The organism is Ruegeria sp. CE6 (assembly GCF_056537485.1).
In genome coordinates this window covers 46,305-70,145 of record NZ_JBQFRR010000002.1, presented here as the reverse complement: position 1 = coordinate 70,145, position 23,841 = coordinate 46,305, and the positions used below count along the sequence as shown (strand labels likewise).

General features: G+C 53.4%; 20 protein-coding genes and 2 pseudogenes. 7 read left to right on the top strand and 15 right to left on the bottom strand.

All coding sequences use genetic code 11. The annotated features are described in order from the left end of the window. The 4 genes from ACR0DK_RS08790 to ACR0DK_RS08775 form a co-directional block, all read right to left on the bottom strand. On the bottom strand, positions 1-465 hold the full coding sequence (locus tag ACR0DK_RS08790) for a hypothetical protein (RefSeq protein WP_170396227.1): 465 nt from the start codon (positions 463-465) through the stop codon (positions 1-3). Positions 466-578: 113 nt separating this feature from the next. After that, positions 579-1,469: an adenylate/guanylate cyclase domain-containing protein gene (locus ACR0DK_RS08785; RefSeq protein ID WP_480613126.1), complete on the bottom strand. Its 891-nt coding sequence runs from the start codon at positions 1,467-1,469 to the stop codon at positions 579-581. A gap of 38 nt (positions 1,470-1,507) precedes the next feature. Continuing rightward, a complete protein-coding gene (locus tag ACR0DK_RS08780; protein ID WP_170396223.1) occupies positions 1,508-2,221 on the bottom strand; it encodes a response regulator in 714 nt (237 codons plus the stop codon). Further along, positions 2,214-4,445, bottom strand: a complete 2,232-nt coding sequence (locus ACR0DK_RS08775; protein ID WP_255612044.1) for an ATP-binding protein — start codon at positions 4,443-4,445, stop codon at positions 2,214-2,216. The genes ACR0DK_RS08780 and ACR0DK_RS08775 overlap by 8 nt, the downstream gene beginning before the upstream one ends. A 287-nt stretch (positions 4,446-4,732) precedes the next feature. On the opposite strand from ACR0DK_RS08775, the gene ACR0DK_RS08770 reads away from it, so the two are divergent. From ACR0DK_RS08770 to ACR0DK_RS08755, 4 genes are all read left to right on the top strand, one after another. Beyond that, positions 4,733-5,545 carry an alpha/beta fold hydrolase gene (locus tag ACR0DK_RS08770; RefSeq protein WP_255612043.1) on the top strand — a complete coding sequence of 271 codons (813 nt, stop codon included), beginning with the start codon at positions 4,733-4,735 and terminating at the stop codon, positions 5,543-5,545. Between the two features lie 64 nt (positions 5,546-5,609). Next, on the top strand, positions 5,610-6,440 hold the full coding sequence (locus tag ACR0DK_RS08765; RefSeq protein ID WP_480735775.1) for a class I SAM-dependent methyltransferase: 831 nt from the start codon (positions 5,610-5,612) through the stop codon (positions 6,438-6,440). A gap of 117 nt (positions 6,441-6,557) precedes the next feature. Beyond that, the gene (locus ACR0DK_RS08760; RefSeq protein WP_170396214.1) at positions 6,558-6,917 is read left to right on the top strand and encodes a group I truncated hemoglobin; all 360 of its coding nucleotides are present in this window, start codon (positions 6,558-6,560) and stop codon (positions 6,915-6,917) included. Positions 6,918-6,920: 3 nt separating this feature from the next. Then, on the top strand, positions 6,921-7,943 hold the full coding sequence (locus ACR0DK_RS08755; protein ID WP_170396212.1) for an adenylate/guanylate cyclase domain-containing protein: 1,023 nt from the start codon (positions 6,921-6,923) through the stop codon (positions 7,941-7,943). 123 nt (positions 7,944-8,066) lie between these two features. Here ACR0DK_RS08755 and ACR0DK_RS08750 read toward each other — a convergent pair. From ACR0DK_RS08750 to xylF, 5 genes and pseudogenes are all read right to left on the bottom strand, one after another. Then, positions 8,067-8,407: pseudogene (locus tag ACR0DK_RS08750) on the bottom strand (DDE-type integrase/transposase/recombinase); the annotation flags it as partial. Positions 8,408-8,508: 101 nt separating this feature from the next. After that, the gene (xylA, locus tag ACR0DK_RS08745; RefSeq protein WP_480735772.1) at positions 8,509-9,816 is read right to left on the bottom strand and encodes a xylose isomerase; all 1,308 of its coding nucleotides are present in this window, start codon (positions 9,814-9,816) and stop codon (positions 8,509-8,511) included. Positions 9,817-9,825: 9 nt separating this feature from the next. After that, entirely contained in the window at positions 9,826-10,629 is an 804-nt protein-coding gene (locus tag ACR0DK_RS08740) for an ATP-binding cassette domain-containing protein (RefSeq protein WP_170403439.1), read from the bottom strand. Next, positions 10,629-11,927 (bottom strand): sugar ABC transporter permease, encoded by a 1,299-nt coding sequence (locus tag ACR0DK_RS08735; protein ID WP_170396208.1) that lies wholly within the window; start codon positions 11,925-11,927, stop codon positions 10,629-10,631. Before ACR0DK_RS08735 ends, ACR0DK_RS08740 begins: the two co-directional genes overlap by 1 nt. A 60-nt stretch (positions 11,928-11,987) precedes the next feature. Then, complete coding sequence (gene xylF, locus ACR0DK_RS08730) at positions 11,988-13,007, bottom strand: D-xylose ABC transporter substrate-binding protein (protein ID WP_170626596.1); 1,020 nt, start codon at positions 13,005-13,007, stop codon at positions 11,988-11,990. A 151-nt stretch (positions 13,008-13,158) separates the two neighbouring features. Between xylF and ACR0DK_RS08725 the strand changes: the two genes are divergently transcribed. Next, complete coding sequence (locus ACR0DK_RS08725; protein WP_480735769.1) at positions 13,159-14,376, top strand: ROK family protein; 1,218 nt, start codon at positions 13,159-13,161, stop codon at positions 14,374-14,376. Beyond that, positions 14,366-15,877 carry a CRTAC1 family protein gene (locus ACR0DK_RS08720; protein WP_223117835.1) on the top strand — a complete coding sequence of 504 codons (1,512 nt, stop codon included), beginning with the start codon at positions 14,366-14,368 and terminating at the stop codon, positions 15,875-15,877. The genes ACR0DK_RS08725 and ACR0DK_RS08720 overlap by 11 nt, the downstream gene beginning before the upstream one ends. On the opposite strand, the gene ACR0DK_RS08715 is transcribed toward ACR0DK_RS08720, so the two are convergent. The 6 genes and pseudogenes from ACR0DK_RS08715 to ACR0DK_RS08690 form a co-directional block, all read right to left on the bottom strand. Beyond that, on the bottom strand, positions 15,878-17,179 hold the full coding sequence (locus ACR0DK_RS08715) for a cytochrome-c peroxidase (protein ID WP_480735767.1): 1,302 nt from the start codon (positions 17,177-17,179) through the stop codon (positions 15,878-15,880). It abuts the gene before it with no gap. Beyond that, entirely contained in the window at positions 17,176-18,129 is a 954-nt protein-coding gene (locus ACR0DK_RS08710; RefSeq protein WP_223117833.1) for an aldose epimerase family protein, read from the bottom strand. Before ACR0DK_RS08710 ends, ACR0DK_RS08715 begins: the two co-directional genes overlap by 4 nt. Next, positions 18,126-19,583 (bottom strand): xylulokinase, encoded by a 1,458-nt coding sequence (xylB, locus tag ACR0DK_RS08705; RefSeq protein ID WP_223117832.1) that lies wholly within the window; start codon positions 19,581-19,583, stop codon positions 18,126-18,128. The genes ACR0DK_RS08710 and xylB overlap by 4 nt, the downstream gene beginning before the upstream one ends. Before the next feature lie 570 nt (positions 19,584-20,153). Then, a pseudogene (locus ACR0DK_RS08700) lies at positions 20,154-20,861 on the bottom strand (IS6 family transposase). Positions 20,862-21,108: 247 nt separating this feature from the next. Beyond that, positions 21,109-21,915, bottom strand: a complete 807-nt coding sequence (locus ACR0DK_RS08695) for a phytanoyl-CoA dioxygenase family protein (RefSeq protein WP_480735765.1) — start codon at positions 21,913-21,915, stop codon at positions 21,109-21,111. A 4-nt stretch (positions 21,916-21,919) separates the two neighbouring features. Continuing rightward, positions 21,920-22,978, bottom strand: a complete 1,059-nt coding sequence (locus ACR0DK_RS08690) for an L-idonate 5-dehydrogenase (protein ID WP_170511796.1) — start codon at positions 22,976-22,978, stop codon at positions 21,920-21,922. A gap of 69 nt (positions 22,979-23,047) precedes the next feature. On the opposite strand from ACR0DK_RS08690, the gene ACR0DK_RS08685 reads away from it, so the two are divergent. Further along, complete coding sequence (locus ACR0DK_RS08685) at positions 23,048-23,815, top strand: SDR family oxidoreductase (protein WP_170565707.1); 768 nt, start codon at positions 23,048-23,050, stop codon at positions 23,813-23,815. Positions 23,816-23,841: the final 26 nt, after the last annotated feature.

Below are 23,841 nucleotides of genomic sequence, written 5' to 3'. Positions count from 1 at the left end.
TCAGAGGTGCTCTTGCACATCCACGCAATGATACTTGGTCGCATCCAATATGTTGTGGTCCCTATCGGCAGCAGTAACGCACAGTGTCGTCCCTCCCTCGCGCGCCGATGTCGAGGCCGCCTCCTTCGTCACATAGCTTGGGTAATCATCGTGCCGATGCCACCTGCCCTGAACGGCATTGAATTCGCTTTGGGCATTTCTGCCGACTTGCTCAACGGAATAGCTTTCGCCCCACCATGTATGGAAATGGTTCTTCGATACGTCCGGAGTGAAATTCGCATCGTAGTTTACAAGCAGTTCGTCGCCCTCTTTGGCGACCGATACAATCTGCACCTCACATCCATCCACAGGGCAGGCATTGGGCATCGCTGACTGGGCAGTTGCATCAGCACCAAACAAGAGTGTAGCTGCACCCAGGATCAGAGCGCCCTGACGAAGCTGGTTTCCTGAAGTATTCAATGACATCATTCCCTCCCAATCTTGGTTGAAATACGCAATTGGCGCCGATTCTAGCACAATCGCGAGTTTCTTTCTGAGACCTTCACCACAGAAGCCAGAATTCAGGCGTGCCACGTCGTTTATCGGCGGACGACCTCAAACTCTAATGGGCGCGCATCAGAGTGCAAAATTGATAGTGCAGGCGATATCAGCCCGCTATCGGCCAGCATTATGTTCTCGCGCTTAAGCTGGATTTCACGCGCATTCTCGAATTGTACGTAAGTTCCCGACGAACTGCGATCCGCCAGCATCAGCTTCCCGCCTTTCATGCTGAGTACCGCATGCAGTCGCGAAACCCACGGCTCAGGCAGGATGACATCGCATTGACTGGATCTGCCGATCGTTAGCTCCCCGCCTTCCCGACACCGCCAGGTATGATCGTCGTGATAAAGAATGAGCGCAAAGCTTTCATTCTGCTGCATGCCCTCAGATCCGCTGGCCGTCTGCGTCGGCAGATGCATCACGGTGCTTAACCCGTCCGTTGAGGCCACGATTGAATAGGCTTTGACCGGGTCACTCACACCTTTCAGGCGAAGCGATCCGATTGGGGTGAGCATCTGGAGACTTTCGGGGCTTAGATCCTTGGCGACGCTTTCGCTGACACAAGCTTCACCCGGATTGGCCGCGGCCGCCAAACGTGCGGTCAGATTTACTGTTTCGCCAAATATCCCATTATCGCCAATAACAACAGGACCTTGATGAACACCCGCGTGGACCGACAGTAATGTTCCGGGCGGTTTTTGAATCATCTCGACCACGGCGATAATGGCTGCCTCGGGTTCTTTGAAATAGGACAAGACATCATCGCCTTTTTGCCCCACAGGAACTCCGCCAAACCCAAGTAGAACCTCACGCAATCGATCGATTTCAAACTGAATCAACTGCTGCGCCTGATCGTCCCCCATTTCTTCGTAGAACGGAGTGCTGTCAGAAATGTCAGCAATTATGGTCGTGACGAGCTTGGTTTCCACGGTGCTACTCGCAATTTGCTTGTCCGGAACGGCAAACCCTATTTGGGATCATAAACATAACCTATACCCCGCACGGTTCTGATGATTTCCGGCTTTTCCGGGTTGGTTTCAAGCTTCCGGCGCAGTCTGGATATTCTGATATCAATGCTGCGATCGAACGGATCCCAGGACCGGTCATGCGCTTGTTCTAGCAACTGATCACGGTTCAAAACACGCCCTTTGTTTTCAGCAAACACCTTGAGCAGACTATACTCCATCGCCGTTAGCGGGACCTCGGATCCATCCGGCGCAAGAAGTTTGGCTGCCTCTTTATCCAGCGTGTAGTCGCCAAAAAGGGCCAAATTGCCTTCGGAGGCATCTGCGGGCAGACTTTCGTTTATGGCCCCTCGGCGTAATAGGGCCTTGATCCGCGCTTCCAGTTCCCGAAGATCAACCGGCTTTCCAAGATAGTCATCTGCCCCCATCTCAAGCCCGATGATCCGGTCCACTACATCGCCTGCTGCAGTCAACATGATCACGGGCGTCGTGTTTTCAGGACGAAGCGATCTGAGGATCGAAAGACCGTCTTCCTTTGGCATATTGATATCCATGATCATGACATCAACAGCACGAGAGGAGATGACAGACCGGAGCTCTTCTCCGCCAGCGGCTGCAGAAACCTCGTACCCGCGTTTGCTCAGATATTCCTGAAGCATCTCGCGCACGTCGATCTCGTCATCGCAAACCAGGATATGGGTTTTCTGGTCATTCATCCGTTTGATCCTTCTGATCGGCGAGCAGCTTTCCGACAAGTATTCTCAGTTCCGAAGGCGAGACGGGTTTTTCCAGATAGGGCAGACCGGATTCCTTCAGCAGTCCCAATGAGCTTTCACCCATGGTGTCCCCGGTGATGTATGCTGTCCGGGTCAGCATTTTCGGAAAACGCGCCACCAGCGCCTCATAAATCTTGCGTCCGTCAACACCGGGCATGTTCATATCACTTAGGAATACATCGTAGTTGGCGGACTGCAGTTGCCTGAGCGCCTCTTCCCCTGAGGTAACGAAATCAACGTGAAAGCCATCCTTCCGCAGTATCTCGGCATTGATCTCACCCACTTCGACCTCATCATCCACGACCAATGCACGGTGCTTGGCAAAATTCGCGGCGGGTTCGGGTTTTTCTTCAGCCACATCATTTTGCATCTTTGCGACGGGCAGAGTTATCCGGAAGCAGGTGCCGGACACTGCGGCCTGATCAAGCCTGATCTGACCGCCATGGGACAGAATGATCCGGTGACAGAAAGCAAGCCCGATCCCGGTGCCGTCACCCACCTCCTTTGTGGTGAAGAACGGCTCGAAGATACGTGCGCGTATGGCTTTAGGGATACCGGGGCCATTGTCCTGAACCGTGATCTCAACCATTCCGGTGTCAGGCTTGACCTCGGCAGACAGCATGATCTGGTCGCCGATGCCGGATGCGGTCATGGCCTGCTCGGCATTGATGATAAGATTCAAGACGACTTGCGTAAGCTGGTCCGCATCCCCGGCAACTGCGGGCAGGTCTTCTGGCACACTTTGCTCAATGCGAATTTCGCCTGATGAGCTACCGTACCCGGCGACATCCGCAGCTGTTTCGATCATGCTGGGAACATCAACCTGCTCGATCTTGCTGGGCTGCTGACGCGCCATCGCCAGAAAGGTCTTTACAATCTTCGCGCAGCGTTCTGCAGCATTGCCGATTTTTTCAATCCTGACACCGAGGTCGGGGTCGGAAATTTCTTCCTTCAGCATCAACGAATGACCCACAACAACCGACAATGGATTGTTAAGCTCATGCGCCACACCCGCGAGTAGTTCGCCAAGCGCAGACATCTTTTCGTTCTGGAACAGCAGCTCTCGTTGCTTTTCAAGCTCAGCCTCAATGGCCAATTCATCGGTCAGATCGCGGGTATTGGAAACGATTACTTCTTCACCATTGAACTCGATCAGCCGTGAAGAATCCGCCCCCCAGAACTTTCGTCCGCTTGCATCGACGAACTCCATACGCCGATCCTTAAGCGCCCCCGCTTGCCGGAGGTCTTTCAGGTACCGTTGGCGCTCATTCGGATCCGCATAGTAGGATTTCGAACTTTCTGCATCACCAAACAGCGCCTTTATCTCGGGCGTAGCAAACAGCACCTCGCCGGTGTCGGCATGCGTCATGTTGATGGCTGCTGGATAAGCCTCCATGACCTGACGGATCAAGGCATCAGCCTCTTTCTGGACGGTTAGATCGATCACGCTGGTCACGATGACTTCTTCGCCTTTGTAATCGATCAATTGAGACGAAATTGACGCAGGGAAGGTTTTGCCAGCCGCATTAATCAAGTCGAGCTTGTAGTCATCGACACGACCATCGGCCAGAAGCTGGGTTACAAAATCCGCGCGCTCTTCCGGCTTTTGATAATGCTGTTTTGCAGATTTGGAAGGTCCGAACATCTGCAGCGCAGCAGGCGTGCGATACAGTATCTGACCATCACCAATCCGCGCCATAGTTACGATTGCCGAACTGGCATCCAGCACCTTTCGGATCAATAGATCGCCGTCGCGCTCTTCGACCTCGGCTTGTTTGCGTTCGGTGATATCCTCACGCGTGACGACAAATCCGCCGAACTTGGTGGGATGAACAGAAACCAGATAGGTACGCCCATCCGTTTCCATCAGCTCAAAGTCTTGGATGAACTCGACCCCATTAGCCAACCGGTCCGAAACCCACTGCTGTTCATTGCCGATGGCCTCGGCGTAAATTCCCCGGCGCGCCGTCTCACGCATCAGGATTTCCCAATCCAGTCCGGGTTGCAGCAGGTCGGCAACCCCCTTGTTCATCTCGGCATATCGTTGATTGAACAGGACAAGGCGGCGATCATCATCATAGAGGGCGAACCCTTCTTTGAGAGATTCGATCGCATCACGAAGAAGGTCCCGCGCCTTCTCGATTTCTTCAAATTCGTTCGCCATGCCCATCGTCATCCTGAATTTTTAGGATACCATTGTTTCAATGCCATTTCAAAATCAGCATCGCGTGTTTCAATTGTTTCAATAGGTGCCAACTCAGCCAAGTACAGGCCGATAAACCTGTTTGTTTTTGAGCCAGATAGCAAGTTGTGTGACCTGCTTCACAGAGCAACAACTGAAACACTTGGCACCGCTTCCAGACATCACAATGAAACATAGAAAGGTCAGTTATTGCCCATCTTAAGTGCGATTGGGTAAGAACGATGACTATTTCCTTTAGAACTACTGAAATGATTAACGCACCTATTTTTGCGTTGCATTCTTCGGCGTCCAATAGTGGGCAATGGAACCAACTGGCGGCGGATCTGGAAGGTCGCTTTAGTGTTCACGCTGTTGATCTTCCCGGGTACGGTCGTAGCCCGTTGACTGGAGATAACTCTCAAAACGGTGCGGCGTTTTCTGCCATACCGGTAATCCGCGAAATCGAAGCGCTGGGACGCCCCGTTCATCTTGTTGGACATTCCAACGGCGGAGGTATTGCCATCAAGATCGCGTTGATGCGTCCTGATCTTGTCAAAAGCCTGACGGTATATGAGCCTGCAGCCTTTCATTTTCTGAAGGCTGGCAATGAGGTCAGCAAGAAACTGTTCGGGCAAATCCAGCTTCTCGCGGGTGTGGTGAGCGCCGCAGCAGCGGATGGCGATGCCGCTGCTGGTATGCATCACTTTTTGGATTTCTGGAACGAGAAGGGGTTTTGGAACTCGCTGCCCGCGCAGGCCCGGGATCGGTTCATTGGGATGATCCCATCAGTCATGTCTGATTTTGCAAATGGTTTTGCTGAAACCTGGCAACTGAAGGACCTGTCCAAGCTTGAAATACCGACGTTGGTAATGACTGGTTTGGAGTCACCTGAGATTGCGCAGCACGTCTCGGTTGAGATCGCGAAGGCTTTGCCCAATGCGCGGATCGCGTTGCTGCCCGAGCTGGGCCATATGGCGCCGGTCTTCCTGCCCGAATGGATCAACTCAAGGATTTTCGAACACGTGGCCAATGTGGAGCGGCCCGTTGAAACTGTCAGCTGGCCAGAACGTCAAGCTGCCTGACCGGGGCCGCATTTAGCAATGCGGCCTTCATCAAACCACTGCCACATCAAAAAGGAGCAATATCATGGGTATTCAAACATCGATCAATGCAGCCACAGACTTTGCGGCCATCAAAGCAAAGCAAAACGTCGCCTGGGGCTCCGGCGACTACAGCAAAGTGGGTGTCACCCTTCAAATTACGGGTGAAGAACTGGCTGAAACCATGGATATGATGCCTGGTTCCAAGGTACTGGATGTTGCCGCCGGGAATGGTAATGCCACCCTGGCCTTCGCCCGGCGCTTTTGTGATGTTACATCGACCGACTATGTAGAAGCCCTGCTGGACGCCAGCAGCCAGCGCGCCAAAGCGGAAGGTCTGTTCGTGACCTACAAGGTTGCCGACGCTGAAAACCTGCCTTTCGATGATCAATCCTGCGACGCTGTGGTTTCGACGTTCGGCGTGATGTTCACACCGAACCAACAACAATCAGCAGCAGAGCTGCAACGGGTCGTCAAAAGCGGCGGCAAGATTGGTCTGGCCAACTGGACGCCGGACAGCTTCATCGGCCTTCTGTTCAAAACGATCGGTAAACATGTTCCTGCGCCTGCTGGCGTAAGCTCTCCGGCTTTGTGGGGCAGCCGGGACTGGATCGAAGAAGCCTTCGGATCGTACAGCACCATCGTTTCATTCCGACGCAAGAACTTCATGTTCCGCTACCGTTCAGCCGAACACTTCCTAGAGTATTTTCGGACGTTCTATGGCCCGATGCAAAAGGCCTTCGATGCACTGGACGCATCGGGACAAGAGGCGCTGCAGCGCGATATCATGGCGCTGATCGAGAAGTTCGATATCTCAGGCAATGACACACTTTGCATCTCATCCGAGTACGCTGAAATTGTCATGCAGCGCGGCTGAGATCGTGAATCACTGGCTCATCGTTCTTTGACCCAACCGTCAAAGAACGATGAAGATCACCCGGTGTAGTCGATCCACCATTTTCTTGGTATTAGTTTGTTTAAGGGGGATTTTGTTATGGCCGAGCGCACACTTTATGAAAAATACGGTGGGTTTTCACAGATCAGCAAGATCGTGTTCTCGTTCTATGACATCCTGCTGGACAACGACGAGGTTGGCCCCTTCTTCGACAACGTGGATATGAGCCGCATGGTCGACCATCAGACCAAGTTCATAGCATCGCTCCTTGGTGGTCCGGCCTCCTACACCGACAATCAACTGCGCCAGTTACACTCTCATCTCGAAATTACCGATGACCATTTCGACGAATTGGAGGTCGTGCTCCGTGACGCTTTGCAAAGACACGGCGTGGATGCCGAGGACATCGATATCGTTGTCGCGGAATTCAGTAAACGTCGTCCCTTGATTGTTGGATAAATCATGACCATCGAAGCCATCAATGAACAGCTCCTTCGCGCGATTGGTGTGGGCGTTGCCCTACTGGACCGTCAATCGCTGAAGTTTGGGTTCCGCAATGATACGTTTGACGAGTGGTTCAGTGCCGATGGCCCTTCAGACCAATTGCAGCAGCTCTTTCCTGATCTGGATATCGACACAGTGCAAACAAGCCTGTCCGGCACCGGGCGACATACATCAGAAATCACCTTCAAAAAGAAACGCCGCACACTAGTGATCGCACTCGATTTCACGGTCGCGCACGACGATGTGCTGGTTCTGGTATGTCAGAACATCACCCGTATCAAAGAGCTGGAGTCCATGATCGACTCCTATTCGATGATGGTGGAACGGAACACGCGCGAGTTGAAGCGGGAAAAGGAGCAGGTTGAAAAACTGCTGCTAAATCTGATGCCCCGGTCGGTCTACGAAGAGTACAAGACTTTCGGCGTGGTTACGCCACAACTCTATGATCCCGTCTCCGTCCTGATGCTCGATTTCGTTGGGTTCACGGATATGGTCGCCTCGCAGGACCCAAGCGTCACCGTCACTGAACTGAACGATATTTACAGCGCGTTTGATCGCATTGGTGAGCAATTCGGTTGCGAACGGATCAAGACGATCGGAGACGCATATATCACCGTTGCTGGTCTGCCCGATCCGACTCCGGATCACGCCAAGGCAATCGCAAACACAGCCATTCGTTTCGTACGCTATTTGACCCGCCGAAACCTGAGCCATCCGCATCAGTGGCGGTGCAGAATTGGACTGGCCACGGGATCGGTAGTCGGGTCGGTCGTTGGCATCCAGAAGTATGTGTACGATATCTTTGGTCCGGCTGTGAATCTGGCCTCCAGACTTCAGGAATTCTCTGACCCGATGCAGATTTCAGTCCAGGACGAAGTCGCGCAGGTCCTCAAAGATCAGTTTGACCTTGAGAATGTCGGCGCGCGAACAATCCGTGGGTTTGGAGAGCAAGACATCTGGCGCTTGTCCGACGATAGCTAAGCGTCAATGCCCGCTGTAATCCTTTGTTCGCACTAAATGGTGACTGATCACTGCAGTGACTACAGTAGGCTGTTTACCCAGTCCCAAAACCACTGATCTTGATCCCGAAATAAGCGGCTACTCGTTTCGGCGTTTGGTGACAACGGTTTCCAGCACCTCGCCTTCGTGATCAACAACCCGCCAGAGGCAATGTCTCTTACCATTCACCTTCACAAAATCTCGTCGGCGTGCCACTTCCATATCGAGAGTGCGCGCAGTTGTTGCATCCGCATTCTTCGGATCTCAGAAGCAAACACTGGACCGAACCTGTTCCAACAGTAGCAGTCGGTTTCGTGACTCAGGTCGATGCCTCGCTCGTGCAACAGATCTACGGCATTCCGAAGCGAGAGCGGGAATCGGATGTACAGCATCACAGTCAAGTGGATGATCTCAGAACCGGTTATTATAGTATTTGAAAGATGCAGGTCCGGTCATGGGCAAAAGCTACGCAGCACCCCTACCCCGCCCAAGCAAAGTTCTTCTGACAAGATTCTTTTGACAGTTCCCCGATTGCAGTTTTCCTTGGTCACACAAACCTGTTCACATAATTCTCCAGAATCTCCTGACGCCCAGATTGTGGTTTCGGGTTGGTATTTTCCTGTAGAACCCGGGCAGAAATCTCTTCCAGACTGCTACCCAACATAGACACTGCTTCCGGCGTGTTCCAACCGGAATACCGTTCCGTCAGCGCGTCCTCCAAGCCACCGTCTTCAATCATAGCAGCCGCAGCTTTCAAGCCCCGTGCACAAATGTCCATTCCGCCGACATGGGCTGCAACAAGATCTTTTGCATCAAGCGACTGCCGACGTATTTTGGCGTCAAAATTTGTGCCCCCAGTTGTAAAGCCACCAGCCTTCAGGATGTAGTAAAATGCCAAAGCAACCTCTGGCGTGTTATTCGGGAACTGGTCCGTATCCCACCCGGATTGGTAATCGTTTCGGTTCATGTCGATCGAGCCAAGCATCCCTTCGGCAGCGGCAACCGCAATTTCATGCTCGAAACTGTGTCCGGCCAGGATCGCATGCCCCTGCTCGAGGTTCAACTTGACCTCGTCCTCCAACCCGTACTTCCTGAGAAATCCAATACAAGTCGCGGCGTCGTAGTCGTATTGGTGTTTGGACGGCTCCTGAGGCTTGGGCTCAACGAGAATAGTTCCTTTGAACCCAATCTTGTGTTTGTATTCAACGACCATGTTCAAGAAACGGCCCATGTGGTCCAACTCGGTTTTCAAATCCGTGTTCAACAGGGTTTCATAGCCTTCTCGGCCACCCCATAGAACGTAGTTTTCTCCGCCGAGCTTGTGGGTCGCATCCATGCAGGATTTCACTGTCGCAGCTGCAAACGCAAAAACGTCGGGATCAGGATTGGTACTGGCACCAGACATCCAGCGACGATGGCTGAACATATTGGCCGTGCCCCAAAGCAGCTTGGTGCCAGACACCTGCATCTTTTCACCGATATAATCGGTGATATCTTCTAATGTGCGCAGGTTATCGGCAAAATTTCCCTGTTCGGGCCGGATGTCAGCGTCGTGCCAGCAAAAGAATGGCTGCCCCAAAAGCTCAAACAATTCGAATGCAATATCTGCCTTCTGACGGGCCCGGCCCATATCGTCCTGAGGATACCATGGGCGTTCGAACGTAGGTCCACCAAAGGGGTCTCCGCCCTCCCACGCGAATGAATGCCACCAGGCCACAGCAAACCGCAGATGGTCCTCCATACGCTTGCCCATAATGATTTCATCCGGGTCGTAGTGACGAAAGGCCAACGGGTTCTTGCTGTCCACGCCTTCAAACTGGACCTTCTCGATCCCTTCAAAAAATCCACTTGGCATTTCTGCCCCCTACTCTGCTTTTTGTGCTGGCTGCTTGCCGAGAATGATCATCGACAAAAGATCGTCGTCAGTCACGTCTGAGATATCGACCGTCCCAACCAGTTTTCCGTTCTTCATGACCGATGCGCGGTCGCACAGTTCCATGACGGCATGCACGTCGTGATCGATCAGAAATATCCCGATGCCTTGCGCCTTTAGCTGGTGGATCAGATCCGCCACCATCTGAGTTTCATGCGGCCCAAGCGCTGCTGTGGGTTCATCCATGATCAGGATACGGGCGTTGAAATAGACCGCGCGAGCGATGGCCACCGATTGCCTTTGACCGCCGGATAATGCGGAAACGGGATCATTGAACTTCTGAAAGTTTGGGTTGAGCTGCGCCATGATCTTTCGGCACTCGGCCTCCATGGCTGCGTCGTTGACCAACCCAAACGGCGTCGTCATCTCGCGCCCAAGAAAAAGGTTCGAGGTCGCGTCCAGATTGTCGGCCAAGGCGAGCGTCTGATATATCGTTTCGATATTGTTCGCCCGGGCGTCACGGGGATTGCCAATCTCGACCGGCTTGCCATCGATCAGAATCTCGCCGTGGTCCATCTGATAGGCGCCGGACAATACCTTGATCAACGTGGACTTTCCGGCCCCGTTGTGGCCAAGCAGGCCAACGACTTCACCCGGATAGAGATCGACCGACACATGGTCGACGGCCTTGATCCCACCGAAGGAAATCGAGATGTCGCGCATCTCGACCAATGGCGGCGCGCCTGAACCGCGCCCAGTGCCAGAAGGTTTTTTCTGCGTATCCTGAGCTTGCATCACTTTGCCCCCAGTCGCTTGCGGTAAACGATGTCGATATAGACGGCCAACACGAGGACGCTGCCGACGACGATGTTCTGAAACGGCGCGTCAACGCCAACCATTGCCATGCCCGATTGCAGCGCCTGCATGATCAATGCACCAAGGATCGCGCCATAGATGGTACCGATGCCGCCCGACAATGCGGTTCCTCCGATCACTGCAGCGGCGATGACCCGAAGTTCGTCCAGCGTGCCAATGTCGTTCGAGTGGTTTGCCAAGCGGGCCGAGGCGACCACCGCGGACACGGCGCACAAGAAACCCATCAAAGCAAAGATTTTCACGGTCAGCAGCCGAGTGTTGATACCCGAAAGCTCTGCCGCATCCGGGTTGCCGCCAGTGGCAAAGATGTACCGACCAAACCGGGTTTTTCGCGCCACAATTGTCAGCGTGACAGCCACGATGATTAGGATGAGTACAGAAATCGGTATGCCGTATCCGACGACCAGCCCCTCTGGCATTGTCTCTCCGCGCGCTTCGAACATACGTTGCAGTCGGCGCGTCGGTATGGCGTAGCTGTTTACGATGTAAACGTACCCAAGGATGGCGATTGCGATTATCCCGGCCAAAGTGGCTTCGGCCCAGACAGGTTTGACGGGGAATCCATGTGCCGCCTTTGCGCGACGACTGCTCCACAAAGCCCAGATCGCGATTGCGGTAGCAAACAAGCCGAACAGCCAGCTTGTCGTCGTTCCCAATGTCCCGTTGGTCCCGCCAAACATCAGGAATGTACTATCCAGAGGACCAATCGTCTGACCGCTGGTCAAATACCACGCCACGTTTCTCCAAACCAGAAATCCACCAAGCGTGACGATGAAGGCTGGTATCGTCAGGTATCCGACCATCCAGCCATGAAACGCACCAATCAGCGTGCCGACAAACAGCCCGACGACAATGGTGATCGCCCAGGTTGCTGGATTGTTCAAACCCATACCAAGTACTTGCGGCAAAAGCTCAGTTTGCGTCATTGCCATCACAGCCGAGGTAGTTGCCAGCAGCGCTCCTACCGACAAGTCGATGTGTCGCGTGACGATAATGAACACCATCCCACATGCCATAATGGCGACCGAAACTGTCTGGATGGACAGGTTGAATAGATTGCGCGGCGTCAGGAACCTTCCATCTGTGAAGATGTTGAACCCGATGCACAGGATGACAAACGCGCCGATCATTCCCAAAAGCCGCATATCCAGTTCCAGTTGCTGGAACAGGCTGGGTTTCGCTTTTTCAGGTACCGGCTGAGACGAAGTTTCGGTCATTTCCGATCTTTCATATTCAGCAATAGTCCCCGGCCCAGACGGGGCCAGGGACTTTGAAGTTTAGTTGCAGGGAGCAGGTCCGTTTTCAACGCCCTGACACAGATCTTCCAATGGGATCCATCCAGCGTCCACAACAACGGATAGGTTGTCCTTGGTGATCGGAACGGGTGCGAGGAAGACCGAGTTCATCTCGGTGCCACCCGGTGATGTCCAACTAATTGCACCTTCGACATCAGCAGGGCTTGTCCCTCCGCTCAGTGCGACTGCGATTTCGCCAGCGGCCTTTCCGAGTTCACGAGCGTCCTTCCATACCGAAACGGTTTGAGTGCCCAGCGCAACGCGGTTCAACGCTGCGTGGTCGCCATCCTGACCTGACACCGGAATGCCTTCCATACCCTGTGCTGTTAGGGCCGCAACAACACCGCCTGCAGTACCGTCATTCGACGCAACGACTGCATCCACGTTGTTCTCGTTCGCGGTCAGGATTTGTTCCATGTTCCGCTGCGCGTTCGCGGGCAACCAACCATCCGTGTAGGCTTCACCAACAATTACAATGTCACCGCTGTCGACGGCTGCTCCGATGATCTCTTGCTGACCACCCCGCAGGAAATCTGCGTTCGGATCAGTAGGAGAGCCTTTGATCATCACGTAGTTGCCCTTGGGCATGGCCTCAAAGACAGCCCGAGCCTGCATTCTGCCGACTTCCACGTTGTCGAAGGTCAAATAAAATGCTCGGTCGTCCTCGATCAGACGGTCATAGGCAATCACAGGAATACCTTCGTCCGCCGCGGCCTGAACCGCGGGACCAATGGCCTGCGCGTCCTGCGCAAGGATGATAAGCGCGTCCACACCCTGGGCGATCAGGCTTTCGATGTCCGATAGCTGCTTTGCGGAGGACGATTGCGCGTCTGCCGAAATGTACTCGGCACCGCCTGCTTCAAGTGCCGACTTGATGGCCGCTTCGTCTGTTTTCCAACGCTCCTCCTGAAAGTTCGACCAGCTCACGCCGACCACTGGCTCTGCGAATGCGGTCGAAGCCAACAAGGTGGCCACAGCCGAAAAGCTGAGAATTCTCTTCATGATTTCCTCCCATTTGCCGAGCCATCGCATTTCGATTCGCGGCTCTCACAATTTTGAATACCATATTTATTTCAGCCGGTAAAATATTTAGTCTGTTAGGACAGGCGAAATCCAAATAGATTGAGGTAAGAACCAGATTCGTGAGGCCAAGATGCTGAAAAGCAAAGCTTCTCAAAATGCCGCGGACCAGCGGAACATTACGCGCCTGCGGGTGTTGGAACATATTCGGACAAGAGGCTCGATCTCCAGGATAGATATCGCCAGCGCTTTGCAGACCAGCCCTGCGACGGTTACTGCAGCCACAGCCGACCTCATATCTGCGGGGCTGATCAAAGAGATCGAATCCGAACCGCAATCCAAATCCGCCAAAAGGGGTCGGCCCAGAGTTTTACTTCAGCTGGATGGCCGCTCTTACCTTGTTGCGGGCCTCAAAGTGGCGCGCCACATGATCTCGGTCATCCTTGTAGATTTCAAAGGCAACGAGGTCACGTCATACAAACATCCGTTGGACGACGTCCGGATGACGCCAGGCGCATTAGTGGCAACTATTCGCAAGGCCTTGGATGAGGCCTGCGCTCAGATCAACGAGACCCTCGACACCTTATCAGGAGTGTCAATTGGGGTTGCCGGTCTCGTGGACGCAGAAAGGAACTTTGTACACTGGTCCTCTTCACTTACCGATAGAAACGTCGATTTTAGCCAATTTCTGGAAACAGAGCTGCCCTGCCCCGCCTTTATAGAAAACGACGCCAACCTGGTAGCAAAGGCGGAACAACTCTTTGGGTTAGGCAAGGGTTTTAAGAACTTTCTTGTCGTCACGATCGAACACGGCGTTGGGCTTGGAATTGTCCTGGACGGTAAGCTATATCGCGGGGAAAGAGGCTGCGGAGCGGAATTTGGCCACACAAAAGTCCAACTGGACGGCGCGCTTTGCCAGTGCGGCCAGCGGGGTTGCCTTGAGGCCTATGTCGGGGACTATGCACTGATCCGGGAAGCAACCGTCGCCGATCAACGCATTGGAACGGAAACCATTAAAGAGATCCACGAAAATGCTCGATCCGGAGACGAAAGGGCGAAATCCGTTCTGGCCCGCGCGGGCCAGATGTTTGGTCTGGGAATATCCAATCTGATCAATCTGTTTGATCCCGAACGCATTATTTTGTCCGGAGCTCAGATGGACTTAGAACACCTGAATTCGGACGAGGTGATGACCCGAATTCGCAGTGGCGTCGTGAATGTCGATACCCCCTTGCCGGAAATCACAGCCCATCACTGGGGCGACCTTATGTGGGCCAAGGGAGCTGCGGCGTACGGGATTGAGCAGGTCTCGATCCTCAAGGTAATGGAGCTGTCGACAAATGCGCCCTGAGCTTTGTATCCTATTCGCTTTTGCATCTGCGGCCAGCGCAGAAACTCAAGCTCCGCAGTTCCAAAAGATTGACATCGGCGCTCATATTTATGACGGCGGCTGGGAGCACTTTGTTGGCGGCGGGGTCGCCGTTTTCGATTGTGACGGTGATGGGTTGCCTGAACTCTTTGCAGCGGGTGGCACCAACACATCCAAACTGTTTAGAAACACGTCGCACGAAAGCGTTTCATTTCGTGCTGATACCCCCGAGCTGCTTTCCATGGTCGACGTAACTGGGGCTTACCCGCTGGATGTCGACAGTGATGGCGTTATGGATCTGGCTGTTTTGCGCGTCGGCCCCGATCTGCTTATAAAAGGTGAGCCTGATTGCAAGTTCCGCCCCTTCAGCTCCCTTGGCTTCCGATCAGAGGATCATTGGACAACCGGGTTCTCTGCCACCTGGGAAGCTAATCAGACTCTGCCAACATTGGCCTTCGGAACTTATGTTGATCGTCACAATCCCGACGGCCCGTTTGAGACTTGCGGACCCACGGTCCTATACCGGCCCAGTGGCGGCAGTTACCAGCCACCGGAACATCTCGAACCAGGCTATTGCGCGCTGTCCATTCTCTTTTCTGACTGGTCCCGCACCGGGCAAGCGGATCTGCGGGTCAGTAACGATCGCCATTACTATGTACGTGGCGGCCACGAGCAATTGTGGGCAATGGAAAAAACTCCACGCCCCTATTCGAAAGAAGACGGATGGTTGGCATATTCGATCTGGGGCATGGGCATCGCTTCACGAGATCTAACAGGCGATGGCTTCCCCGAAGTTTACCTGACTTCTATGGGTGACCAAAAATTTCAAGTTTTTGACCCCGAAGCTGGCGGCCCAACCTGGCGAGACGCCACTTACAGCAAAGGCACAACCGCTCACAGGCCACATATTGGAGACGACGGTCGCCCATCAACTGGATGGCATGCGCAATTTGGCGACGTTAACAACGACGGTCTAGACGATATCTTTGTCGCCAAGGGAAATGTCGAGCAGATGCCAGATGCAGCATTGAATGACCCCAACAACCTACTGTTACAACTGGAGAATGGTCAATTTCAAGAAGCTTCAGTCGAGGCTGGCGTTGCCTCTATGGCCAAGTCGCGCGGCGCGGCTTTGGCTGACTTCAACAATGACGGCTGGCTTGATCTGGTGGTGATTAACCGGGGCTCGGAACTTGAGGTCTATCAAAACCAGCCCCACACCGGGAATTGGGTGATGCTGGACATTTCCCAAGATAAACCAAACCGCTTCGCGGTCGGCGGCTTTATCGAGGCCAGGACCGAGTCAGGTGTGGTAACCCGGGAAATCACAATCGGTGGAGGGCACACCAGCGGTATCGCAGGGCTTCATCATTTTGGACTGGGGGATGCGAAGGCAATCGAAGTTCGGGTTATTTGGCCTGATGGCGAAGAAGGAGGATGGCAGGAAATCCAATCAAATCAGATCATTCAAATTGAGCGATGATCATTGGTCAACCGGCAGTCCACTTGGAACCTGATCTGGAACACCAAGACGTTCCGCGGGATCTTCCAGACTGGCCAGAAAGCTCAGTAGCGCGCTGATCTCCTGATCCGTCAGACTTAGCCTTGACAGGTCGCTGCTTCGGGCAATCGCATCCAAATTCTCTGGGTTCGACAATGGAAGCTGATCCTTTGCACCCGGAAAGTCAGGGAGCACAGCCATTTCCAAGGAGTACGAACGCAGGGAATCCTCTGGGTCGAGATGATGGCGCACGATATCTTCAAGCTGCGCATAGGCACCGTTATGCCCGTACGGGGCCGTCAGCGTTACATTGCGTAACGAGGGCGTGCGAAACGCAAACGCATCCTCTGCGTCACCAGTTACGCGTAGGCGCCCATCATCCCGGACATGGCTTTCGAACCGCGCCGCTTTTCCGGGTCCTATCTGCGGCATCGCTATGGAGTGAAATTTGTGGTCTGTTTGGAACCAGCCCGAATGACAGATGCTGCACCCTGCTTTCCCGTAGAACAACTGCATGCCGCGCTGAGCATCTTCCGGCAACTCAGATTCCCCCCGCATCGCAAGGTCAAACGGGCTATTGACAGCGCGCCATTCGAAGGCAATGAAATCAGCTATTACATTCGCAATAGCGGAAAAGGTGATCGTATCTCCTGGTGCAACCTGAGAAAAACGCTGTTCGTATTCCGGGATGGCCGCGACGCGAGCCGCTATCAAATCCCACGCCCCGCCTTCCTGAGTAAGCAACCCGAGGCGTACAGCCTGGCTGACGTCATTCTCGGAATAGTGGCCTGCCATCTCATCAGGAGACAGCACCGGAAACATTGCCTGAGCTGCCAGAGCGGATTTGAAACCTGACCTCATATGAGTGCCCAGCGGCGTCCTGATACCGTTCGCGCGTGTCGGATCAGTTTCAAGGCGCCCATCATGAAAGAAGACTGTGAACTCGGTTGCGCCAAGATTCCAAAGACCCGGCGAATTGCGCGGGATCCGTTGCTCCGGCGGGTTTTTCGCATCGAATTTCCGCTTTGCCCCCAGACCCGCACCACCTTCACCGATCCCAAGCGAGAGCCCATCGGACGTGCCGAGTTTGGGGTGATGACAAGTCGCACAGCTGATATTCCTGTTCCCGGACAAGATCGGGTCGTAGAAAAGCAGTCGCCCAAGTTGGACCTCTTTCACGCCAGGTTCAACAAATTCTGGGATTGGCCCAAGGTTCTGAGCCGCTGCCACCGTAATGGACGCAATTACCACGCTAAAAGCAACAATCGGTGTAACAAGCTTCATGTCACACCCTCTGAAATCTGCAGAATCAATGTCTGCTCGTAAGGGGCTTCAGGAGCGCATATGATCGACGGGAACTCGGGGATGTTGGGCGCGTTGGGATAACCCGATGGCTCGATGCACACGCCAGCGCTCTTGTAAAAGGGTTCCGTGAGGTGAGCCCCGGAGTAAATTTGCACCCCTGCCTGGTCTGACCATACAGATAGCTTCAAACCCGTGGGTGTAGTAAGGTCGGCGACCGGAAGCCCCTTCTCTCGTGCGCTGTTGAAAACGAAGTAGTTGTCCAAATCCGTCAAAACGGCACTGATCGCTTTCGGCGCGGAAAAATCCATACCACTATCTCTTGCGTCCACAATCTTGCCCGAGGGAATACCCTGATTGTCAACTTCAAGATAACGGTTTGAAGTCAGCCGCAGACAATGTTCTGAAATGCCCGTTACGCAACCCAGGCTATAGTAATTATGTTGCGCTATACTTACGGGTGTCGGCCGATCCGGCTGCGCTGAAATCGAATAAACCAGACGCGGATAGTCCAGCCTTACTCGCACTTCAAATCTGACGGTTCCCGGATAACCGCTGGCACCCTCCGGGGAAGTGAGGCGCAATACGGCCTCGTTTGCTGTCATCTGCTCAAGAGCCCAATTCTGATGCGATAGGCCTGCCCGCCCACCGTGCAAGGAATTTCGACCCTCGTTTGCGTCCAGTTCATACCGAACATTTTCCATGTCAAAACGCGCTGCTCCAATCCGGTTGGCGACACGCCCAACGATTGCGCCCAGATAATTATTATCGGTGGCGTAGTCCCGCGGGTTCTCGTATCCAAGGATCATTGGCATCCCCTTGTACCACCAACCTTGAGTTGTCGCCCCGTAGCTGAGTAGCGACACGCGCATGTCGCCATCATTCAGGACGGCTCGTTCGATTTGAGGAGGTATGTCCCGCCTTTTGTTCATCGTTTCGCAAAAGGTGCTAAGGCCGAATAATATTGCCGGTAACGTTGGTATTCATTTTCGAATGCATCGATCAGATCCCCACGAGGCTCGATCACCGTGTCGATTTTGGGCGACATCATCACAGAGTCCGGGTTTGCGCCATTGACGGCGCACATTGCCAGGCGGGCGGCGCCGATGGCGGCACCAAATTCACTGCCCCGGGGCAAGGCAAGGGGCGTATTGAGCACGGTGGCCAGGTTTTTCAACCAATACCGAGATCGCGCACCGCCGCCAACGGCCAAAAGGCTGGTTGGCTTTGTTCCGGTACTCTTGAGGGCCTCCAAACAGTCCCGCATTGCAAAGGCGACGCCTTCCATGACAGCCCGCGTCAAATCAGTGGTCTCCGAGGAAATATCCACACCCAGGAACGCACCACGGATTGCACTGTCATTGTGAGGCGTCCGCTCACCTGAAAGATAAGGCAGAAACGTGATCTCTGATGGGCCATCCAGATCGGCAGGCAGCGAGGCGATCATGTCCCCAACGGACTGGCCCAGATTGCGGGAAAGCCAGTTCAAACTGTTTGTCGCAGAAAGGATAACACCCATCTGAATCCACCTGTCAGGGACAGAATGACAAAAAGAATGTATCGCCGTTTCTGGCGCTGGAGCATAGATGTCTCTGGACACCAGCAACACACCTGAGGTTCCGAGGGACAAGAAGCCAGCTCCATCGCTTGTACTGCCTATCCCACAGGCGGCAGCGGCATTGTCCCCTGCTCCCCCTGCAATCACGACCGGTCCAGACACTCCCCACTCTTGCTCCAACTCGGACCGCAGCTCCCCGCCCGGATCACTGCCTTCGACCAGTCGAGGCATTTGTTCGATGTTCATGTGACTCTGTTCCAGTGCGGTTTCCGACCATCGCCGCGCACCAACGTCCAGCCATGAAGTTCCGGCACTGTCAGACATATCGCTGACGTAGTCTCCGGTCAGCCAGAGCCGCAGGTAGTCTTTCGGTAGCAGGACCTTGGCAGTTTTAGCAAACAGGTCAGGCTCATTTGCGCGGACCCATTCCAACTTGGGGGCCGTGAACCCCGGAAAAACGATATTGCCTGAACTCGAACGCATACCCGGCAGTTGATCAAGAATTTCTGCCTCTTTAGATGCCCGCGTGTCGTTCCACAGAATGCACGGTCGCAACACGTTACCATTGGCATCCAAAAGAGTCGCACCGTGCATGTGCCCGCTCAAACCAATGCCGCGCAGCGCAGAAAACGCGTTTCCGTGTGCAGCCCGAAGCTGACTGACGACTTCTTTGCAAGCTTCCACCCAATCCAAAGGGGACTGTTCGGACCATCCGGGTTTTGAGGAAGACGTAAGGATAATGGACTCAGCGCTACCTGCGACGGAACCTGCGTCGTCGACAAGAATCCCTCTAAGACCAGATGTTCCCAAGTCCAATCCAAGATACATCTTTGAACCCACCTATCTTTATTTTAGTTGCTAAAATTAATAGCCGAATAGATATTGTCAACAAAAGTTTCAGGCAAGTTGGTTTCTCTGTGAGATAACCCCGCACCACTGCAGATTTATCGACCAAACGGCGAAATCCGTATCTCTGATCAGTAGCGCAAATCACAACAAGCGCAGCTGTCTTGTTCCTGCGCATCGCAAACATGAAGCCAATCGTCGCCCTGTTCGTTGAGGAAGTGGTTCCCAAATTACTTCGCCAAACACCTCGCAGTTAGCTGCGTGGTATAGTTAGGTTCATCCGCTTTTGCGCGTCCAATTCTGGCTTGTATTGAACAACCAATCTCAGAAAATTGCCCCATTTCCACAACTAGCGGCGCGGATCATGAAGCCCGTCATTCGTCAGATGAGTGGATTCTGGCAATCCAAGCGTGGATAACCGCACGACAAATAATAGCGCGAATATCCGAGTATCATCTTACAACGAAACGCTGGGTGGGTCCTAGGCTTCAAACTCCATTGGTGCTGTCAGACAAATTCGAACCAGTCTCAATTTGACTCAAAATCGTGAACCTATCCGGAACAAAGTTGACGCCACTCGTCAAGAGCGGCGGTTCGCGTCAGCTTGAAGGAGTCTCGGCTGGTGAGGGATATTTCCTGGTTAAAGTGGTTGTATACGTAGGAATGGTCGGAAGCGAAATTCTGTAAACTTCGAATGCGCCTTAAACCCTGGATCGCGCGCTCGCGTTGTTGATACGGCAGGTGCGAGTTCTCGATGCGGTTGTTGAGCCACCTGCCCGTCGGTTGTTTTTCGAGCGTGCCCAGCTCTCTGACCGCGACTCTGTGTCCGGCGAAGCGAACCGTGACGACGGTTTCCGCTTTACCGCATCGCTTCATCAATTTCTTGAGGAATTTCAATGCTGCAGCTTTGTTTCGACGTTTGATGACAACTGCTTCCAGCACTTCGCCCTCATGATCTACGGCCCGCCAGAGGTAATGTTTCTTGCCATTCAACTTCACGAAAAACTCGTCCACCTGCCACTTCCATTTCGAGAATGCACGCAGTTGTTGCACCCGCTTTTGTCTGATCTCAAAGGCGAAGATCGGACCGAACCTGTTCCATCCATATCGGACAGTTTCGTGGCTCACGTCGATGCCTCACTCGTGCAACAGATCTTCGACTTTCCGAAGCGAGAGCGGGAAGCGGATGTACAGCATCACCGCAGGGCGGATAATCTCAGGACTGGTTTTATAATATCTGAAAAAAGCAGGTCTGGTCATGCGCAAAAGCTACACAACACCCCTACCCCGCTTAAGCAAAGTTCTTCTGACAAGAACAAAAAGAATGCCTTATGAGCTAGCGATGAATAGTCAAATTTCGAGCTTGCCGTAGACGACCTCTTCAGCTTATTGCCCGATGGAAGAAAGCTGAGCGACGATGATAACACTTGTAAGTCCACCAGTTTTCGCGCTTCAGGTCGGCTATCGGGTCGAAATAACAATGGTTCTGAACTTGCGAGGGGAACCATTACACTCCGGCGAAGAGTATTTGTTTCTTGCGGTCTGCGTCCCTTTGACACAAAACGAAATCGTTCTCATGCAAAAAGCCCTGAGGGGAGGACGCAACTAAAAAATGCCCAAAATCATCTCGCCCTGCGACTAACGCAACCAGAGTTTTCACGCCATTCTGCTGTTTCATTGAAGGCTTTATGAAACGCAACGCCGCACCAATGCGTCTATCGTCTGTGTTATTGGGCCCTGATGCGTGAAAGAGATGCCCGTGATGCATGGATGCCTGCCCTGCACGCAATTCGGCAGCAACTGCATCTTTTTCGTTCACATCGACTGCGATTTCCTGCCCGCGTGACAAAAGATTGTTTTCGCTGAAGGTGTCCACGTGAGGCACGATACGGCTTTTGTGGCTGCCAGGAACAAACTTCATACACCCGCTTTGCTCAGACGCTTCTGAAATCGCAACCCAACAAGTAACCTCTTCAGCATCATCCAATCCCCAATAGGTCAAGTCTTGGTGCCACGAGACTATCTTCGATGATCGCGCTTCTTTTACGAAAAGTGCACCGCTCCAAACCATGAGGTCCGGCCCTAACACCGTTGAAGCAGCCTCAATCAGCTTCGGATGGCGAAGTAGTGCATCGAATGATGGTATCAGCCTGTCCGGATAAGAATATAGAAGCTTGAGTTTATCTGGGTCGTCTCTGAGAATACGCTCAGCTTTCTCAAAATCATTGCGCAGCGCTTGGACCTCAGAAGCCGTCAGGATATCCAGCGGAGCTACGAAACCGTCTCTTTCATAAGTCTTTGCAATATCACTCATTCGTCTATCCATCGTCATTTTCTGGAAACGTTAACTGCACCTTCATTGATTGGCTTCGATCAGACGCGACCTCAAAGGCAGTGACAGCCTCGCCAACTTCGAAGGAATGCGTTACCAACTGGTCGACGTTAATTAGTCCGCTTCGCATCATCTCGACCGCGACTGAGAACTCGGAATGGAAACGGAAAGACCCGCAAAGCACTATCTCTTTTGCAGTCAACGCCTGCATCGGCACTGTCATGTCTCCGCCTAGACCAAGCTGAACCAATGTTCCACCCGGGCGCAAGCATGCGACGCCAGAAGCCAGAGCCGATTGAGCCCCGGAACACTCCAGTTGTACATCAACCTGACCCTTGTCGTTTTCAAACTGCTCCAGTTTTTGCGGATCGGTGTAGGTGTTGATGACATCGTCTGCCCCGCATTCACGCGCCAGAGCGAGGGTCTGGTCCGAGATATCCGTCGCCACTATTCTGGCCGCCCCAGAACGACGCGCCGCCAAGATCGTGAGGCAGCCGATTGGACCGCATCCCGTGATAAGTACCGTTTTACCTAAGAGGCTCCCGGCTTGTTTAATCGCGTGCAAACAGACCGCCAAAGGTTCGGCCATAGCGGCCTGCGCAGGACTTAACCCATCTGCCGGAACGCATTGACTGGCTTTCGCTACGAGTTTGCTTTGAAAAGCGCCTTGGATATGCGGGAACGGCATCGCACTGCCATAGAACTTCATATCAAGACAGTGGTTTTGCTGCCCGTTCAGACAATAAAGGCAGGATTGGCAAGGTCGGGATGGAGATACTGCAACCAGTTGACCTAAATGCAACCCCTGCACACTTGACCCAACTCTCACTATTTCCCCGGCGATTTCGTGTCCAAGCACCATCGGTTGACGCAACTTGATCGCGCCGAAACCACCGTGGTTATAATAATGCAGGTCAGAGCCGCAAATCCCTCCCGCGCGCATGGCAATCAAGACTTCGTCTGGCCCCACGTCGTGCACATCCCGGTTTTCCAACCTCAGATCTTTTGCGGCATGGATAACAACAGCAACACTGGCCGAAGACATTGCACGGACTCCCTATACAGATTGCCAAAAGATACGGATAGTCGGTGCTGACAACCAAGGGATTTTTGCATGACGCTTGAAATGTTTAGCCTAGAGGGAACACGCGCGCTCGTAACAGGCTCTAGCCAAGGCATCGGATTTGCGTTGGCTCGTGGTTTGGCTGCCGCCGGTGCGCAGGTCGTTTTGAACGGGCGCGATGCCACTAAACTAGCGTCAGCAGCATCCGAGCTGAGCGAAACAGGTGCCTCGGTACGCGAACTTTCGTTCGATGCAACCGATCATGAAGGTGTCCGATCTGCTGTGGACGACTTTGAAGAAAAAGTCGGCCCAATAGACATCCTGATAAACAACGCCGGAATGCAACACAGGACGGAGTTACAGGATTTCCCCGCTGATGCCTTCGAGCGCCTGCTACAGACAAATGTAGCGTCCGTCTTTCACGTCGGTCAGGCTGTGGCACGGCACATGATTGAAAGAAAGTCTGGTAAGATCATTAACATTGCGTCGGTTCAATCCGCATTAGCAAGACCGGGTATTGCGCCTTACACGGCGACAAAAGGCGCCGTGACCAATCTTACAAAAGGAATGGCAACTGATTGGGCTAAGTATGGTCTAAACTGCAATGCCATTGCGCCTGGATATTTCGATACACCTTTGAACGCCGCCTTGGTTGCCGACCCAGAGTTTAGCTCATGGCTTGAGAAACGTACCCCGGCCGGTCGCTGGGGCAATGTAGAAGAACTTGTCGGCGCCGCCATTTTCCTTGCTTCCCCTGCATCCAGTTTCGTCAATGGTCATACTCTCTATGTCGATGGTGGAATAACGGCGTCACTTTGATCTGCAGCTTCCAATCGCCTGCTAAG

Bases quoted from the DNA above. Each gene is read 5' to 3' on its own strand.
- ACR0DK_RS08735 (WP_170396208.1), bottom strand. From the start codon at position 11,927: ATGACCGAAACTTCGTCTCAGCCGGTACCTGAAAAAGCGAAACCCAGC.
- ACR0DK_RS08765 (WP_480735775.1), top strand. From the start codon at position 5,610: ATGGGTATTCAAACATCGATCAATGCAGCCACAGACTTTGCGGCCATC.
- ACR0DK_RS08725 (WP_480735769.1), top strand. From the start codon at position 13,159: ATGCTGAAAAGCAAAGCTTCTCAAAATGCCGCGGACCAGCGGAACATT.
- xylB (WP_223117832.1), bottom strand. From the start codon at position 19,583: ATGTATCTTGGATTGGACTTGGGAACATCTGGTCTTAGAGGGATTCTT.
- ACR0DK_RS08715 (WP_480735767.1), bottom strand. From the start codon at position 17,179: ATGAAGCTTGTTACACCGATTGTTGCTTTTAGCGTGGTAATTGCGTCC.
- ACR0DK_RS08740 (WP_170403439.1), bottom strand. From the start codon at position 10,629: ATGCAAGCTCAGGATACGCAGAAAAAACCTTCTGGCACTGGGCGCGGT.
- ACR0DK_RS08685 (WP_170565707.1), top strand. From the start codon at position 23,048: ATGACGCTTGAAATGTTTAGCCTAGAGGGAACACGCGCGCTCGTAACA.
- ACR0DK_RS08690 (WP_170511796.1), bottom strand. From the start codon at position 22,978: ATGTCTTCGGCCAGTGTTGCTGTTGTTATCCATGCCGCAAAAGATCTG.
- ACR0DK_RS08775 (WP_255612044.1), bottom strand. From the start codon at position 4,445: ATGGCGAACGAATTTGAAGAAATCGAGAAGGCGCGGGACCTTCTTCGT.
- ACR0DK_RS08760 (WP_170396214.1), top strand. From the start codon at position 6,558: ATGGCCGAGCGCACACTTTATGAAAAATACGGTGGGTTTTCACAGATC.
- xylA (WP_480735772.1), bottom strand. From the start codon at position 9,816: ATGCCAAGTGGATTTTTTGAAGGGATCGAGAAGGTCCAGTTTGAAGGC.
- ACR0DK_RS08755 (WP_170396212.1), top strand. From the start codon at position 6,921: ATGACCATCGAAGCCATCAATGAACAGCTCCTTCGCGCGATTGGTGTG.
- ACR0DK_RS08770 (WP_255612043.1), top strand. From the start codon at position 4,733: ATGATTAACGCACCTATTTTTGCGTTGCATTCTTCGGCGTCCAATAGT.
- ACR0DK_RS08695 (WP_480735765.1), bottom strand. From the start codon at position 21,915: ATGAGTGATATTGCAAAGACTTATGAAAGAGACGGTTTCGTAGCTCCG.
- ACR0DK_RS08710 (WP_223117833.1), bottom strand. From the start codon at position 18,129: ATGAACAAAAGGCGGGACATACCTCCTCAAATCGAACGAGCCGTCCTG.
- ACR0DK_RS08790 (WP_170396227.1), bottom strand. From the start codon at position 465: ATGTCATTGAATACTTCAGGAAACCAGCTTCGTCAGGGCGCTCTGATC.
- xylF (WP_170626596.1), bottom strand. From the start codon at position 13,007: ATGAAGAGAATTCTCAGCTTTTCGGCTGTGGCCACCTTGTTGGCTTCG.
- ACR0DK_RS08720 (WP_223117835.1), top strand. From the start codon at position 14,366: ATGCGCCCTGAGCTTTGTATCCTATTCGCTTTTGCATCTGCGGCCAGC.
- ACR0DK_RS08780 (WP_170396223.1), bottom strand. From the start codon at position 2,221: ATGAATGACCAGAAAACCCATATCCTGGTTTGCGATGACGAGATCGAC.